This window comes from Poritiphilus flavus (genome assembly GCF_009901585.1).
Lineage (GTDB): Bacteria > Bacteroidota > Bacteroidia > Flavobacteriales > Flavobacteriaceae > Poritiphilus > Poritiphilus flavus.
Map to the genome: position 1 here is coordinate 66934 of NZ_WXYO01000009.1, position 13371 is coordinate 80304.

At 44.6% G+C, this 13371-nt stretch carries 18 protein-coding genes; 17 read left to right on the plus strand and 1 reads right to left on the minus strand.

Going from position 1 to position 13371, the window contains the following annotated elements; genetic code table 11:
* Positions 1-11: 11 nt before the first annotated feature.
* Positions 12-3257 carry a SusC/RagA family TonB-linked outer membrane protein gene (locus GTQ38_RS19420; protein WP_161437246.1) on the minus strand — a complete coding sequence of 1082 codons (3246 nt, stop codon included), beginning with the start codon at positions 3255-3257 and terminating at the stop codon, positions 12-14.
* A 633-nt stretch (positions 3258-3890) separates the two neighbouring features.
* Between GTQ38_RS19420 and rpsL the strand changes: the two genes are divergently transcribed.
* From rpsL to rplE, 17 genes are all read left to right on the plus strand, one after another.
* Positions 3891-4265 (plus strand): 30S ribosomal protein S12, encoded by a 375-nt coding sequence (gene rpsL / locus GTQ38_RS19425; protein WP_013305196.1) that lies wholly within the window; start codon positions 3891-3893, stop codon positions 4263-4265.
* A 21-nt stretch (positions 4266-4286) separates the two neighbouring features.
* A complete protein-coding gene (gene rpsG, locus GTQ38_RS19430) occupies positions 4287-4763 on the plus strand; it encodes a 30S ribosomal protein S7 (RefSeq protein WP_161437247.1) in 477 nt (158 codons plus the stop codon).
* Positions 4764-4770: 7 nt separating this feature from the next.
* Positions 4771-6897, plus strand: a complete 2127-nt coding sequence (gene fusA / locus GTQ38_RS19435) for an elongation factor G (RefSeq protein ID WP_161437248.1) — start codon at positions 4771-4773, stop codon at positions 6895-6897.
* 9 nt (positions 6898-6906) lie between these two features.
* A complete protein-coding gene (gene rpsJ / locus GTQ38_RS19440) occupies positions 6907-7212 on the plus strand; it encodes a 30S ribosomal protein S10 (protein ID WP_161437249.1) in 306 nt (101 codons plus the stop codon).
* A gap of 170 nt (positions 7213-7382) precedes the next feature.
* Positions 7383-8000: a 50S ribosomal protein L3 gene (rplC, locus tag GTQ38_RS19445; protein ID WP_161437250.1), complete on the plus strand. Its 618-nt coding sequence runs from the start codon at positions 7383-7385 to the stop codon at positions 7998-8000.
* A 5-nt stretch (positions 8001-8005) separates the two neighbouring features.
* Positions 8006-8635 (plus strand): 50S ribosomal protein L4, encoded by a 630-nt coding sequence (rplD, locus tag GTQ38_RS19450; protein ID WP_161437251.1) that lies wholly within the window; start codon positions 8006-8008, stop codon positions 8633-8635.
* A gap of 7 nt (positions 8636-8642) precedes the next feature.
* On the plus strand, positions 8643-8933 hold the full coding sequence (gene rplW, locus GTQ38_RS19455; protein ID WP_161437252.1) for a 50S ribosomal protein L23: 291 nt from the start codon (positions 8643-8645) through the stop codon (positions 8931-8933).
* Between the two features lie 9 nt (positions 8934-8942).
* Positions 8943-9767, plus strand: coding sequence for a 50S ribosomal protein L2 (rplB, locus tag GTQ38_RS19460; protein WP_161437253.1), 825 nt, complete (start codon positions 8943-8945; stop codon positions 9765-9767).
* A 14-nt stretch (positions 9768-9781) separates the two neighbouring features.
* Entirely contained in the window at positions 9782-10060 is a 279-nt protein-coding gene (rpsS, locus tag GTQ38_RS19465; protein ID WP_161437254.1) for a 30S ribosomal protein S19, read from the plus strand.
* Between the two features lie 8 nt (positions 10061-10068).
* A complete protein-coding gene (gene rplV / locus GTQ38_RS19470; RefSeq protein WP_161437255.1) occupies positions 10069-10476 on the plus strand; it encodes a 50S ribosomal protein L22 in 408 nt (135 codons plus the stop codon).
* 10 nt (positions 10477-10486) lie between these two features.
* On the plus strand, positions 10487-11200 hold the full coding sequence (gene rpsC / locus GTQ38_RS19475) for a 30S ribosomal protein S3 (protein ID WP_161437256.1): 714 nt from the start codon (positions 10487-10489) through the stop codon (positions 11198-11200).
* Positions 11201-11218: 18 nt separating this feature from the next.
* Complete coding sequence (gene rplP / locus GTQ38_RS19480; protein WP_161437257.1) at positions 11219-11641, plus strand: 50S ribosomal protein L16; 423 nt, start codon at positions 11219-11221, stop codon at positions 11639-11641.
* 17 nt (positions 11642-11658) lie between these two features.
* On the plus strand, positions 11659-11850 hold the full coding sequence (gene rpmC / locus GTQ38_RS19485; RefSeq protein WP_161437258.1) for a 50S ribosomal protein L29: 192 nt from the start codon (positions 11659-11661) through the stop codon (positions 11848-11850).
* A 13-nt stretch (positions 11851-11863) separates the two neighbouring features.
* Positions 11864-12121 carry a 30S ribosomal protein S17 gene (rpsQ, locus tag GTQ38_RS19490; RefSeq protein ID WP_161437259.1) on the plus strand — a complete coding sequence of 86 codons (258 nt, stop codon included), beginning with the start codon at positions 11864-11866 and terminating at the stop codon, positions 12119-12121.
* Positions 12122-12123: 2 nt separating this feature from the next.
* Positions 12124-12492 carry a 50S ribosomal protein L14 gene (gene rplN / locus GTQ38_RS19495; protein ID WP_161437260.1) on the plus strand — a complete coding sequence of 123 codons (369 nt, stop codon included), beginning with the start codon at positions 12124-12126 and terminating at the stop codon, positions 12490-12492.
* A 13-nt stretch (positions 12493-12505) separates the two neighbouring features.
* A complete protein-coding gene (rplX, locus tag GTQ38_RS19500; RefSeq protein WP_161437261.1) occupies positions 12506-12817 on the plus strand; it encodes a 50S ribosomal protein L24 in 312 nt (103 codons plus the stop codon).
* Between the two features lie 2 nt (positions 12818-12819).
* Positions 12820-13371, plus strand: a complete 552-nt coding sequence (gene rplE, locus GTQ38_RS19505) for a 50S ribosomal protein L5 (protein WP_161437262.1) — start codon at positions 12820-12822, stop codon at positions 13369-13371.

Genomic DNA, 13371 nt, shown 5'->3' on the forward strand with positions numbered 1-13371 from the left:
ACAATTTTTAATTAGAAAGAAGCTTGAATACTGATTCCATATCTTCTCGAGCTTGGCCCGTTGATGAAATCGAACCCTCTTCCGTTACCAACACCTACACCCTGTACGTTAGGATCAAAGTTTGCACCATCTGGAGTGTTGTATGCATCATACCAGAGGTTGAAACCCTGAGCGGTAATCTTCAAGGATCCGAAAGGTGTTTTATCTAACCATTTGGATGGGAATGTATATCCAAGTGATACTTCCTGTAATCTGATAACTGAAGCGTCATAGATCCTGGTTTCAGTAGGCCCGAATAACAGGTTGCTAAAGAAGTATGTAGAGTTATTGATCTGAAGGTTGTTAGGATTTCCATTCGGGTCAATACCTGGCAGGATATAAGTATTTAACCTGTCCTGAGTTTCTACGATCAATCCTCTACCCAGCAGTACAGCTACCGTACTTGAAAGGATATCACCTCCTTTTACATGATTCACCTGGAATCCAAGGCTCCAGTTTTTATAGCGCAATGTGTTAATGAAGTTCATGGTGTAATCAGGAATCGCGTCCCCTACAATTGGCACATTTCCATCAGCATCCTGCTCCACCTCTACGAAGTTACCACCGGAATCGATCAGGAAGTTGCCATCAGCATCTCTACCGATCGCCGTACCTACAATAGTACCGAGAGACTCGCCTTCGATCGCGGCGTTTGAACCTCTGTCAAGGTTACCACCTACGGCCAAACTACCCGCATAGAATATTGCATCCTGATCCTGCTGAGTCACCGTCTCGTTGTTGGTGAAGAAATTCACTCTGGAATTCCAGTTGAAGTTCTCTGATTTGAAGATATCCACCCCAAGATCAACTTCTATACCTTCGTTCTGGATCTCACCAATATTACTTTGAGTAAAAGAGAATCCTGTAGAAGGTGGCAACGGCTCTGTAACAATAAGGTCGTTGGTCCTTCTATCAAAATAAGTGAAATCTACAGTAATCCTGTTCTTCCATAGTCTGGATTCAAATCCTAATTCGAACTCTTCCAGAAGTTCTGGCTTAAGGTCTGGATTCGCACGGAAGTTATCTACCTGGTTGGTAGTGATACTTGTACCGTTGTCGAATACCTGAGTATTCTGCTGTACTACGTTAATAGTAGGATACCCTGTTGGGAAGGTTGCCGAAGTACCGTAACTGGCTCTTAACTTCAGGAAGTTGATCCCGTTTTCCGAACGCAGACCATCAAAGGCCGCCGTTGGAAGGAAGGATACACTAACACCCGGATACGTTTTACTGTTGTTTTCTGAAGTAAGGTTAGATACCCAGTCAGTCCGTGCAGAAAGGTTAAGGAAAAGCATATTGTCATAATCCAGGGTAGCCTGACCCAGTAGACCTACGATATTCCTTTTCTGGGAGAATTGGATCGGGGCCTGGTTGGCGTAGTTGAAATGCCTCTTTATCCCGAATACCAACTGACCTGTACTGGCCGTACCCTGCTGATCAAAGAAATCCTGCCTGGATGTCGCACCAGCAGTAAAGGTAAGACCCAACTTCTCTGATAGGTCATAATTACCATTAATGGAAACAAAATGCTCCCAGATAGTATTGTTGTTATCATAGGTATCGTAGAAACCAAAGATCGCCTGGTTAAATTCTACCCCACCTTTGTTAGAACCATTGATGTTACGCTCGTTATAGAAGTCTAAACCTGTTCTCCAGTTAAGGTTAAGGTTATCATTGATCTCATAAGATAACTGAGCGTTCCAGTAGAAACGATTTGTAAGCTGCTGTAAGGTAACGTTTGCCGCAGTCCATCTCGGGTTGATGATGTCATTACCATTTCGGTAGTAAACACTGGAACCATCAACCGGATTTTGGAATGGCAGCCCCATAAGGTCAACACTACGAGGTGTAAACAGAACGTTACCGTAAACTGAAAGTCCGTCTGTTCCGTTACCCCTACTGGATGCAATAGGAGGAGTTCGGTAATCTGTACGGGCATAGTTCATGGTACCGCTTATAGTAAACTTGTTGGATAGTCTGGAACGACCACCGATAGAAACGTTAGCTCTGCTTAATGAGTTACCAGGTGTAAATCCTTTATCGTTCAGGTAACCTACGTTTACATTGTAGTTTGTATTACCGTCTGTAGTAGAGCCGGCAATGTTAATAGATGTGTTGGTCACATAACCTGGGCGGAAGAATTCCTCTACGGAATCGTAGGGCCTCCACGCGTATCTGGTATCCTGAAGTTCAGGAAAAGCTTCCCGGGTTGCTCTAACCGCAGTAGAAGAGTAAGGGTGCTCTAGTGTCCCCTGATCGTCGATCGCGGATTGCCTTCCCCAACCGGATACACCTTCACGGTCGAAACTTGGACCCCAGTTACTAAAGAACCATCCGAAGTTCTGGTCGAAACCGTTACCGAACTGATCCTGGTAATCAGGGATTGAAGCCATTTCGTTGCTAAAGAACGACTGGTTTACGGTGATCTCAGTTTTCTTAGCCCCGCCTGTTGCGGCTCCGGCCTTGGTTGTGATCAGTATTACCCCGTTCTTTCCCTGTGTACCATAAAGGGTTGCCGCGGCAAGACCTTTAAGTACCTCAACACTCGCGATGTTGTTAGGGTCCAGGTCAAGGAACCTTGAAGATCCTGTGTTACCGTTAATGAAGCTAGCTGTCTGACCGTTTGTAGCACCGGCGGCATTAGTATCATTACTGAAGGGTACCCCATCTACAATGAACAGTGCCTGGTTACTTCCGCTAAAGGAGCTAAGACCCCTAACTGTAACGTTTGTCGCGGATCCTGAGGCACCACCGGCCGATGTAATCTGGACCCCGGCTGCCTTTCCAGCTAGTACCCTGGCAACATCACCTTCGGTCCGATTCTCAATTTGATCCTGGCCAACGGAGGTCACGGCATAACCCAGAGCTTTCTTTTCTCTTTTAATACCCTGGGCGGTCACGACGACCTCTTCCAGCGCCTGTGCGTCCTCCTCCATTTGTACATTAATGACATCTGCGGCACCGATAGTCCTTCGGACGTCTCGCTGTCCGATGTACGAGAAGAGTAGAGACTGCCCTACGCTTCCGTTTATGGAGTAATTTCCGTCGAAATCGGTCTGGGTACCTGTAGTGGTCCCCTCTACAACGATGTTTACACCAGGTAGGGGCAGGCCGTCTTGATCCGTCACCGTACCTGAAATCGTCTTGTCTTGCGCAAATGACAAATGCACAACCAACGCCAATAGAAGCGTTGAGATTCCATTTAATTTTGTTCTCATTTTTTAATTATTTGAATTAGCTAGTTGCGAAAATCATAATTTCGTGTTAATAATCCAAACTTATTTTAATAAAACTTTAAGAGTGAAATGCCCGTAAAATGCAAATAATCGACCATTTGTTACACCTAATAGGGGGGTATATGTTAAAAAAATCAAAATGACTCGATTTTGGCCTGTTGCAATTATCAATAGACCCTAAAAGCGAGGGTTGAATTGTGGACTTTGCAAAAAAAAATTAACACCACTTTTACTACAAGGGTGGATATTTGAGTAAAAATTCTCTAAATCGGTGTTCATACCTAAAAAAATCATCCGCAAAAAGGCCAGGTTAGCTGGCCATCCGTATCTAATTCCGGAACTCAATTTTCAGCCGGGAAGTTTGCGGATCCGATCCGTGTCAATTCGCGGCTTTGAAAAGTGAGTTTATGCCCTGAAGGGAGTCTGAGTCCGAGTGGAAATTAAAAAGCTTCAAAATGCTATATATATTAAGGTATAAGAGTAGCATTTTAATGGAGTGAGAGGGCTTCTGTAAAAATTAGGTAAAATTAATTCGGAACCATTTGAATTATAACGAATAATTAGTACATTTGCCAGCCCTTAAAAGAGGGTAGTATTTTATACATAGATAATAGTATGCCAACAATTTCACAATTAGTACGAAAAGGAAGGGCCACAATTACCAAGAAGAGTAAATCGGCTGCTTTGGATTCGTGCCCTCAGAGACGAGGAGTTTGTACGCGTGTATATACCACTACACCGAAGAAACCAAACTCTGCAATGCGTAAGGTTGCAAGGGTAAGGTTAACCAACGGTAAAGAGGTGAATGCGTACATTCCCGGCGAAGGGCATAACCTCCAGGAGCACTCGATAGTATTGGTAAGAGGCGGAAGGGTGAAGGATTTGCCAGGTGTTAGATATCACATCGTTCGAGGTGCATTGGATACCGCAGGTGTCGCAGGCCGGACACAGAGAAGATCTAAGTACGGTGCAAAACGCCCTAAGAAGTAATCTAAACTTTAAGAAGAAGCGATGAGAAAAAGACAGGCAAAGAAAAGACCGCTATTACCGGATCCCAGATATAATGATCAATTGGTTACCCGATTTGTAAACATGTTGATGTGGGATGGTAAGAAGTCGGTTGCTTTCAAGATATTCTACGATGCTATCGATATTGTAGAAGAAAAGAAGACCGATGAGGAGAAATCCGCATTGGAATTATGGAAAGACGCTTTATCTAATGTAATGCCGCACGTTGAGGTTCGCAGCAGACGGGTAGGTGGTGCCACTTTCCAGATCCCTATGCAGATCAGACCAGACCGTAAGATATCTACGGCTATGAAATGGTTGATCAGCTTTGCGCGTAAGCGAAACGAAAAATCAATGGCACAAAAATTAGCAGCCGAAATTTTGGCAGCATCAAAAGAAGAAGGCGCCGCGGTTAAAAAGCGAGTTGATACTCACAAGATGGCCGAAGCCAATAAAGCGTTTTCCCACTTTAGATTCTAATCAGACAATGGCAAGAGACTTAAATTATACTAGAAATATAGGTATTGCAGCGCATATCGATGCTGGTAAAACTACCACCACCGAGCGTATCCTCTTTTATACCGGGGTGAGCCACAAGATAGGAGAGGTTCACGACGGAGCTGCAACCATGGACTGGATGGAGCAGGAACAAGAGCGCGGGATTACCATTACTTCGGCAGCTACTACCTGTACCTGGAACTTTCCAACCCAGAACGGGCAAATGATTCCGGAATCCAAGCCATACCACTTTAATATTATAGATACTCCCGGTCACGTGGATTTTACCGTTGAGGTAAACCGTTCGCTGAGGGTATTGGATGGGCTGGTTTTCCTTTTTAGCGCTGTTGACGGTGTTGAACCTCAGTCCGAAACTAACTGGAGACTTGCGGATAATTACAAGGTTCCGCGAATGGGCTTTGTAAATAAAATGGACCGTCAGGGTTCTAACTTCCTGGCTGTTTGTCAGCAGGTAAAAGATATGCTCAAATCCAATGCGGTACCTATTGTACTACCGATTGGTGAAGAAGCAGACTTTAAAGGCATTGTAGACCTTGTGAAGAACAGGGCTATCGTCTGGAATGAGCAGGATATGGGATCTACATTTGAGATCATCGACATTCCGGAAGAAATGAAGGATGAGGTAGCTGAGTACCGTGCAGCGCTTATAGAAGCTGTTGCGGAATACGATGAGAACCTCATGGAGAAATTCTTTGAAGATGAGGATTCCATCACAGAAGATGAGGTGCATGCGGCATTGAGAGCGGCGGTGATGGATATGAGTATCATCCCTATGATTTGCGGGTCTTCATTTAAGAACAAAGGAGTTCAGTTTTTATTGGATGCGGTTTGCCGTTACCTTCCTTCTCCTTTGGACAAAGAAGCGATCATCGGTACCGACCCGAGAAATGATCAGGAGATCGCCAGAAAACCAGATCCTAAAGAACCTTTTGCGGCTCTTGCTTTTAAGATCGCCACAGATCCCTTTGTAGGGCGTTTGGCATTCTTTAGAGCTTATTCCGGGAAACTGGATGCTGGTTCTTACGTATTGAATAACCGATCCGGCAACAAAGAGCGTATTTCCAGAATTTATCAGATGCACTCTAACAAGCAAAACGCCGTGGAGTCCATTTCTGCCGGAGATATCGGGGCAGCTGTTGGTTTTAAAGACATCAAGACAGGGGATACCTTATCTGATGAGAAACACCCAATTGTCCTGGAAAGCATGAAATTCCCGGATCCTGTAATTGGTATTGCTGTAGAGCCTAAGACCAAGGCCGATGTGGATAAATTGGGGATGGCTCTTGCCAAACTTGCAGAGGAAGATCCAACCTTCCAGGTAAAAACTGACGAGGCATCCGGACAGACCATTATCTCAGGAATGGGAGAGCTTCACCTTGATATTATTGTTGACCGTTTGAAGCGGGAGTTCAAGGTTGATGTTAACCAGGGGCAGCCTCAGGTAGAGTACAAAGAAGCTATTACGCGCAGTGCGGATCACAGGGAAGTTTACAAGAAACAAACCGGTGGTCGAGGTAAGTTCGCGGATATCATCTTTACCATGGAGCCGGCTGATAAAGAAACTCAAGGTCTTGAGTTCGTAAACGAGATCAAAGGGGGTAACATCCCAAGAGAATATATCCCTTCTGTGGAAAAAGGCTTTAAGGAAGCCATGAAAAACGGGCCTTTGGCTGGTTTTGAAATGGATAGCATGAAAGTTACGCTTAAAGATGGTTCTTTCCACCCTGTGGATTCCGATTCGCTTTCTTTCGAATTGGCTGCCAAACTGGGTTACAAAGATGCTGCGAAAGCCGCGAAAGCCGTACTTATGGAGCCTATCATGAAACTGGAAGTACTTACCCCTGAAGAGAATATGGGAGATATCGTTGGAGACCTTAACCGAAGAAGGGGACAGGTTAACAACATGGACGACAGGGCAGGTTCCAAGGTGATCAAAGCTGAGGTACCGCTTTCAGAGATGTTTGGTTATGTAACCGCACTGAGGACCTTGTCTTCAGGTAGGGCAACATCTACTATGGAGTTTTCACATTATGCAGAGACTCCGACAAATATTGCTGAAGAAGTGATCAAGGCAACCAAAGGTGTAACCGCTTAAATTTAGGAGATGAGTCAGAAAATCAGAATAAAATTAAAGTCGTACGATCATAACCTGGTGGATAAGTCCGCGGAGAAAATCGTAAAAACGGTAAAGACGACAGGAGCGGTGGTTACAGGACCTATTCCGTTGCCAACGCATAAGAAGATCTTTACAGTATTGCGGTCTCCGCACGTAAATAAGAAATCCAGAGAGCAGTTTCAGTTGAGCGCGTACAAGCGTTTACTCGATATATACAGCTCTTCCTCCAAAACCATCGATGCACTTATGAAGCTTGAACTTCCCAGTGGCGTTGAGGTGGAGATTAAGGTGTAAGTGAAATGCCGCTGTAAGAAGCGGTGGACATGTCCGGAGCGTTTCGCGAAGGAAAAACGGTAACAAAAATAAATTCGGGGTCGGATTATTTTTGGCCCTGTTTTTTTTGTCCGAATAAAAAGAAATAATTAAAAACTAAATAGTTAGTAATTCATAATCAATAATTAAGTATGTCTGGGTTAATTGGAAAAAAAGTAGGCATGACCAGCATTTTCGATGAGAATGGAAAGAACATTCCATGTACTGTTATCGAAGCGGGGCCATGCGTAGTTACCCAAGTCAGAACCGAAGAGGTAGACGGGTATAATGCCCTTCAGCTCGGTTTCGATGACAAGGCAGAAAAGCGCGCGAATAAGGCTGAAATGGGCCATATGAAAAAAGCGGGCACTTCTCCCAAAAAGAAAGTCGTTGAGTTCCGGGAATTTGAAGGTGAGCACAAATTAGGGGATACCATTGGGGTAGACCTGTTTGTAGAAGGAGAGTTTGTGGATGTTTCTGCGACTTCCAAGGGAAAAGGATTTCAGGGTGTGGTTAAAAGACATGGCTTCGGTGGTGTCGGACAGGCTACACACGGGCAGCACAATCGATTAAGAGCTCCAGGTTCTATCGGGGCAGCTTCCTATCCTGCACGAGTTTTTAAAGGGATGAAAATGGCCGGTAGAATGGGCGGCGGAAGAGTAACGGTTCAAAATCTCAGGGTTTTGAAAGTGGTTCCTGAAAAGAACCTGCTTGTACTCAAAGGCTGTGTACCTGGTCATAAAAATGCGTACGTAACTATTGAGAAGTAGCCATTATGAAGGTAGCAGTTTTAGATATCAAAGGAAAAGATACAGGTAGGAAGGTAGACCTTTCAGACGCTGTTTTCAAAATAGAGCCGAACAATCACGCCATCTACCTTGATGTAAAGCAGTACACAGCGCACCAGCGCCAGGGTACTCACAAAACCAAGGAAAGAGCGGAAATTGCAGGTAGTACCAGAAAGATCAAGAAGCAAAAAGGTACGGGTACCGCGAGAGCGGGTAGTATCAAGTCTCCTATTTTTCGAGGAGGTGGTAGGATCTTTGGGCCAAGGCCAAAAGATTACAGCCAGAAGTTGAACAAGAATGTGAAGCGGCTTGCACGTAAATCTGCCCTAAGTCTAAAGACCAAGGAAAAGGCAGTCATCGTGGTTGAGGATTTCAATTTCGAAAGTCCGAAAACCAAAGATTTTATTGCTGTTCTGAAGTCGCTGGGCCTCGAAAACAAAAAGTCCCTCTTTGTGTTGGGCGATTCAAATAATAACGTATATTTGTCGTCGCGTAATTTGAAAGGTTACGAAGTTATAACTAACTCAGAATTAAGCACTTACAAAATATTGAACGCAAACAATATCGTGCTTCTCGAGGGTTCTTTAGAAGGAATTGAAACGAACTTAAACCGATAGGAAAGTCATGAGCGTGTTGATAAAACCAATTATTACAGAAAAGATGACTGCAGACAGCGAGCTGTACAATCGCTATGGGTTTATTGTAGACCCTAAAGCGAACAAGTTGCAGATCAAAGATGCTGTTGAAGCAACCTACGGTGTTTCTGTAAAGAAAGTTCGTACTATGAATTACGGTCCTACCCGACGAACCCGTTACACCAAAACCGGTGTTCAGCACGGAAAGACAAACGCTTATAAGAAAGCGATAGTCGATGTTGAGGATGGAGATGTAATTGATTTTTACAGTAATCTATAAAGACCTAAGATGTCAGTTAGAAAATTAAAACCGATAACTCCAGGACAGCGTTTTAAAGTAGTAAACGGATTTGACGCGCTTACTGCTGATAAGCCGGAGAAAAGCTTGCTTGCTCCGTTAAAAAGGTCTGGAGGTAGAAACAGTCAAGGAAAGATGACCATGCGCTACCGTGGTGGTGGTCATAAAAGAAGGTATCGTATTATCGACTTTAAAAGAGATAAGCAGGATGTTGCCGCTGAGGTAAAGTCTATACAGTACGATCCCAACAGAACCGCGTTTATTGCACTGTTGGAATACAAGGACGGTGAAAAAAGATATATCGTAGCTCAAAACGGATTGCAGGTAGGGCAGAAAGTATCTTCAGGAACGGGATCCGCTCCTGAGATTGGAAATGCCTTACCACTTAAGGAGATCCCTTTGGGAACTATCATTTCCTGTATTGAGCTAAGGCCGGGTCAGGGAGCCGTGATGGCTCGAAGTGCCGGAACCTTTGCTCAGTTGATGGCAAGAGAAGGAAAATTTGCGACCGTTAAACTTCCTTCCGGAGAGACCAGATTAGTACTGTCTAACTGTCTTGCGACCATTGGAGCAGTTTCCAACTCAGATCATCAGCTCATCGTATCAGGTAAGGCTGGTAGAAGCAGATGGCTGGGTAGAAGACCAAGAACAAGACCAGTAGCCATGAACCCTGTGGATCACCCGATGGGTGGTGGTGAAGGAAGGGCTTCCGGAGGTCACCCAAGGTCTAGAAACGGAGTACCTGCAAAAGGTTACAGAACCCGTTCCAGGACCAAGGAAACGAACAGATATATCATAGAACGTAGAAAGAAATAAAAACGTAGAAAGAAATGGCACGTTCATTAAAAAAAGGACCATACGTTCATTACAGCCTTGAGAAGAAAGTCCAGCAGAATTTGGAGTCTGGGAAGAAGTCAGTGATCAAGACCTGGTCACGAGCTTCAATGATCACTCCGGATTTTGTAGGTCAGACTATAGCGGTTCACAACGGAAGACAATTCGTCCCTGTTTACGTCACTGAGAATATGGTTGGGCACAAGCTCGGAGAATTTTCTCCTACCAGATCTTTTAGAGGACACGCGGGTGCAAAGAACAAAGGTAAAAAGTAAGCTAAGCTATGGGAGTTCGAAAAAAACAAATGGCTGAAAGAATTAAAGCCGAGAAGAAAGATCTGGCGTTTGCAAAACTCAATAACTGCCCTACCTCTCCCAGGAAAATGAGATTGGTAGCGGACCTTGTAAGAGGAGCGGAAGTTGAGAAAGCACTTGCCATCCTGAGGTTCAACCCGAAAGAAGCTTCCAGGAGACTGGAAAAACTGTTGCTTTCTGCTATTGCCAACTGGCAGGCTAAGAACGAAGATGCGGATATTGAAGGCGCAGACCTTTTTATCAAAGAGATCCGGGTAGACGGCGGACGTATGTTGAAAAGATTACGACCAGCTCCTCAGGGAAGGGCTCATAGAATAAGAAAACGGTCCAACCACGTAACACTGGTATTGGGATCTAATAATAATACTCAAAGCTAGACAGCGCATTATGGGACAAAAGACAAATCCAATCGGGAATCGCCTGGGAATTATCAGAGGATGGGAGTCCAACTGGTACGGAGGGAATGATTATGGAGATAAGCTTGCCGAGGACGACAAGATCAGAAAATACGTTCATGCCCGTCTGGCTAAGGCCAGTGTGTCTCGGGTGATCATTGAGCGAACCCTTAAACTGATCACAGTTACAATCACTACTGCCAGACCCGGTATCATAATCGGTAAAGGAGGCCAGGAAGTGGATAAGTTGAAAGAAGAGCTCAAGAAGATCACGGACAAAGAAGTACAGATCAACATATTTGAGATCAAAAGACCGGAACTGGATGCCAACCTGGTTGCCGCCAGTGTCGCAAGACAGATAGAGAACAGGATCTCTTATCGTAGGGCTATCAAGATGGCTATTGCGGCGGCAATGAGAATGAATGCAGAAGGGATCAAGATCCAGATCTCAGGACGTTTGAACGGAGCTGAGATGGCGCGTTCAGAATCCTATAAGGATGGAAGAATTCCACTTTCAACCTTTAGAGCCGATATTGACTACGCTTTGCACGAAGCACATACTACCTACGGAAGATTGGGTATTAAGGTGTGGATCATGAAAGGCGAAGTATACGGTAAGAGAGAGCTTTCCCCGCTGGTTGGAATGTCTAAAAGCCAGGGAAAAGGGAAGCAGGATTCAGGTAAGAAACCGCGTCGTAGAAAATAATTAAAGAAGTAAGTTAAGATGTTACAGCCAAAAAGAACCAAGTTTCGCAAAGCGCAAAAGGGCCGTATGAAAGGAAATTCCGGGAGAGGACATCAACTTTCCAATGGGATGTTCGGAATTAAATCTTTGGATTCCAGTTTTATTACTTCGCGCCAGATTGAAGCAGCGAGGGTAGCAGCTACCCGTTATATGAAAAGACAAGGGCAGTTGTGGATCAAGATCTTCCCGGACAAGCCAATTACCAAGAAGCCTCTTGAGGTGCGTATGGGTAAAGGTAAAGGAGCTCCGGAATATTGGGTGGCCGTTGTCAAGCCAGGAAGGATCATGTTCGAAGTGGCTGGGGTACCCATGGATGTAGCTAAGGAAGCTTTGCGACTGGCTGCTCAGAAATTACCGGTTAAAACAAAATTTGTAGTGGCTAGGGATTACGAAGCCGCATAATTTTATTGCAAGGAAAGATGAAACAATCTGAGATAAAAGAATTGTCGGTAGAAGAGTTGAAGGAAAAGATAGCCGATTTTAAGAAGCAACACGCTGACCTTAAAATGGCTCATTCCGTAACCCCATTGGAAAATCCGCTTCAGATCAGGCAAGCGAGAAGAACGGTGGCAAGGCTAGCAACTGAATTAACTAATAGAGAAAACCAATAATAGGTTCTGCTTTATGGAAAAAAGAAATTTAAGAAAGGAAAGGGTAGGCGTTGTAACCAGCAACCGCATGGAGAAATCAATAGTGGTTTCCGAAGTAAAGCGCGTAAAGCATCCTATGTACGGAAAGTTCGTATTGCGAACTAAAAAATATGTTGCACACGACGAGACCAACGATTGCAATATCGGGGATACTGTTCGGATCATGGAGACACGTCCGTTGAGTAAGACCAAATGTTGGAGGTTGGTTGAAGTATTAGAAAGAGCCAAATAATTATGTTACAGCAAGAATCCAGACTAAAGGTAGCGGATAACACAGGGGCAAAAGAAGTGCTTACCATCCGCGTATTGGGAGGTACCAAAAGAAGGTATGCCTCAGTAGGTGATAAGATCGTGGTTACGGTTAAAGAAGCCACTCCAAACGGAGGTATTAAAAAAGGTGCTGTTTCTACAGCGGTGGTGGTAAGAACCAAAAAAGAGGTTAGAAGACCTGATGGATCTTACATCCGATTTGACGATAACGCCTGTGTATTGTTGAACCCTACCGGCGAGATGAGAGGAACCAGGGTATTCGGTCCTGTTGCCCGAGAGCTGAGGGATAAGCAATTTATGAAGATCGTTTCACTGGCCCCCGAGGTGCTGTAAAAGAATAGAGAAGATGAAACTAAAGATAAAAACGGGAGATACCGTACGAATCATTGCCGGAGACCATAAAGGTACTGAAGGCAAAGTAGTAAGCGTAGATCGCGCCAAGAACCGGGCGATCGTGGAGGGAGCGAATATGGTCTCCAAGCACGAGAAGCCCAGTGCACAGAACCCACAGGGTGGTATAGTAAAAAAAGAGGCTCCTATTCATATTTCAAACCTTTCCCTCATCGATTCCAAATCAGGTGAGACAACGAGAGTAGGTTACGAAGTAAGGGATGGTAAAAAAGTAAGGGTTTCCAGGAAATCCAATGAAGTAATTTAGTTATGGCTTACGTACCGAGATTAAAGAAAGAATACAGAGAGCGCGTAATCAAAGCGCTTACCGATGAGTTTGGTTACAAGAACGTGATGCAGGTACCCAAATTACAAAAGATCGTGGTTAGCCGTGGTGTTGGTGCCGCAGTGGCGGACAAAAAGCTGATAGATCATGCAGTGGATGAGTTGACCCTGATCACCGGACAAAAAGCTGTGGCTACGATCTCTAAAAAGGATGTCGCTGCCTTCAAGCTTAGAAAAGGAATGCCAATTGGGGCTAAAGTTACCCTTAGAGGAGAACGTATGTACGAGTTCCTGGATCGTTTGGTAACCACCGCGCTTCCCAGGGTAAGGGATTTCCAGGGGATTCGAGCAACCGGTTTTGACGGAAGAGGTAATTACAATCTCGGGGTGACAGAACAGATCATTTTCCCTGAGATCAATATAGACAAGATTAACAGGATCAACGGTATGGATATCACTTTTGTGACCTCCGCTGATACTGACAAGGAAGCAAAATCATTATTAACCGAATTAGGACTACCTTTTAAAAAGAACTAG

Bases quoted from the DNA above. Each gene is read 5' to 3' on its own strand.
- GTQ38_RS19420 (WP_161437246.1), bottom strand. From the start codon at position 3,257: ATGAGAACAAAATTAAATGGAATCTCAACGCTTCTATTGGCGTTGGTT.
- rpsL (WP_013305196.1), top strand. From the start codon at position 3,891: ATGCCAACAATTTCACAATTAGTACGAAAAGGAAGGGCCACAATTACC.
- rpsG (WP_161437247.1), top strand. From the start codon at position 4,287: ATGAGAAAAAGACAGGCAAAGAAAAGACCGCTATTACCGGATCCCAGA.
- fusA (WP_161437248.1), top strand. From the start codon at position 4,771: ATGGCAAGAGACTTAAATTATACTAGAAATATAGGTATTGCAGCGCAT.
- rpsJ (WP_161437249.1), top strand. From the start codon at position 6,907: ATGAGTCAGAAAATCAGAATAAAATTAAAGTCGTACGATCATAACCTG.
- rplC (WP_161437250.1), top strand. From the start codon at position 7,383: ATGTCTGGGTTAATTGGAAAAAAAGTAGGCATGACCAGCATTTTCGAT.
- rplD (WP_161437251.1), top strand. From the start codon at position 8,006: ATGAAGGTAGCAGTTTTAGATATCAAAGGAAAAGATACAGGTAGGAAG.
- rplW (WP_161437252.1), top strand. From the start codon at position 8,643: ATGAGCGTGTTGATAAAACCAATTATTACAGAAAAGATGACTGCAGAC.
- rplB (WP_161437253.1), top strand. From the start codon at position 8,943: ATGTCAGTTAGAAAATTAAAACCGATAACTCCAGGACAGCGTTTTAAA.
- rpsS (WP_161437254.1), top strand. From the start codon at position 9,782: ATGGCACGTTCATTAAAAAAAGGACCATACGTTCATTACAGCCTTGAG.
- rplV (WP_161437255.1), top strand. From the start codon at position 10,069: ATGGGAGTTCGAAAAAAACAAATGGCTGAAAGAATTAAAGCCGAGAAG.
- rpsC (WP_161437256.1), top strand. From the start codon at position 10,487: ATGGGACAAAAGACAAATCCAATCGGGAATCGCCTGGGAATTATCAGA.
- rplP (WP_161437257.1), top strand. From the start codon at position 11,219: ATGTTACAGCCAAAAAGAACCAAGTTTCGCAAAGCGCAAAAGGGCCGT.
- rpmC (WP_161437258.1), top strand. From the start codon at position 11,659: ATGAAACAATCTGAGATAAAAGAATTGTCGGTAGAAGAGTTGAAGGAA.
- rpsQ (WP_161437259.1), top strand. From the start codon at position 11,864: ATGGAAAAAAGAAATTTAAGAAAGGAAAGGGTAGGCGTTGTAACCAGC.
- rplN (WP_161437260.1), top strand. From the start codon at position 12,124: ATGTTACAGCAAGAATCCAGACTAAAGGTAGCGGATAACACAGGGGCA.
- rplX (WP_161437261.1), top strand. From the start codon at position 12,506: ATGAAACTAAAGATAAAAACGGGAGATACCGTACGAATCATTGCCGGA.
- rplE (WP_161437262.1), top strand. From the start codon at position 12,820: ATGGCTTACGTACCGAGATTAAAGAAAGAATACAGAGAGCGCGTAATC.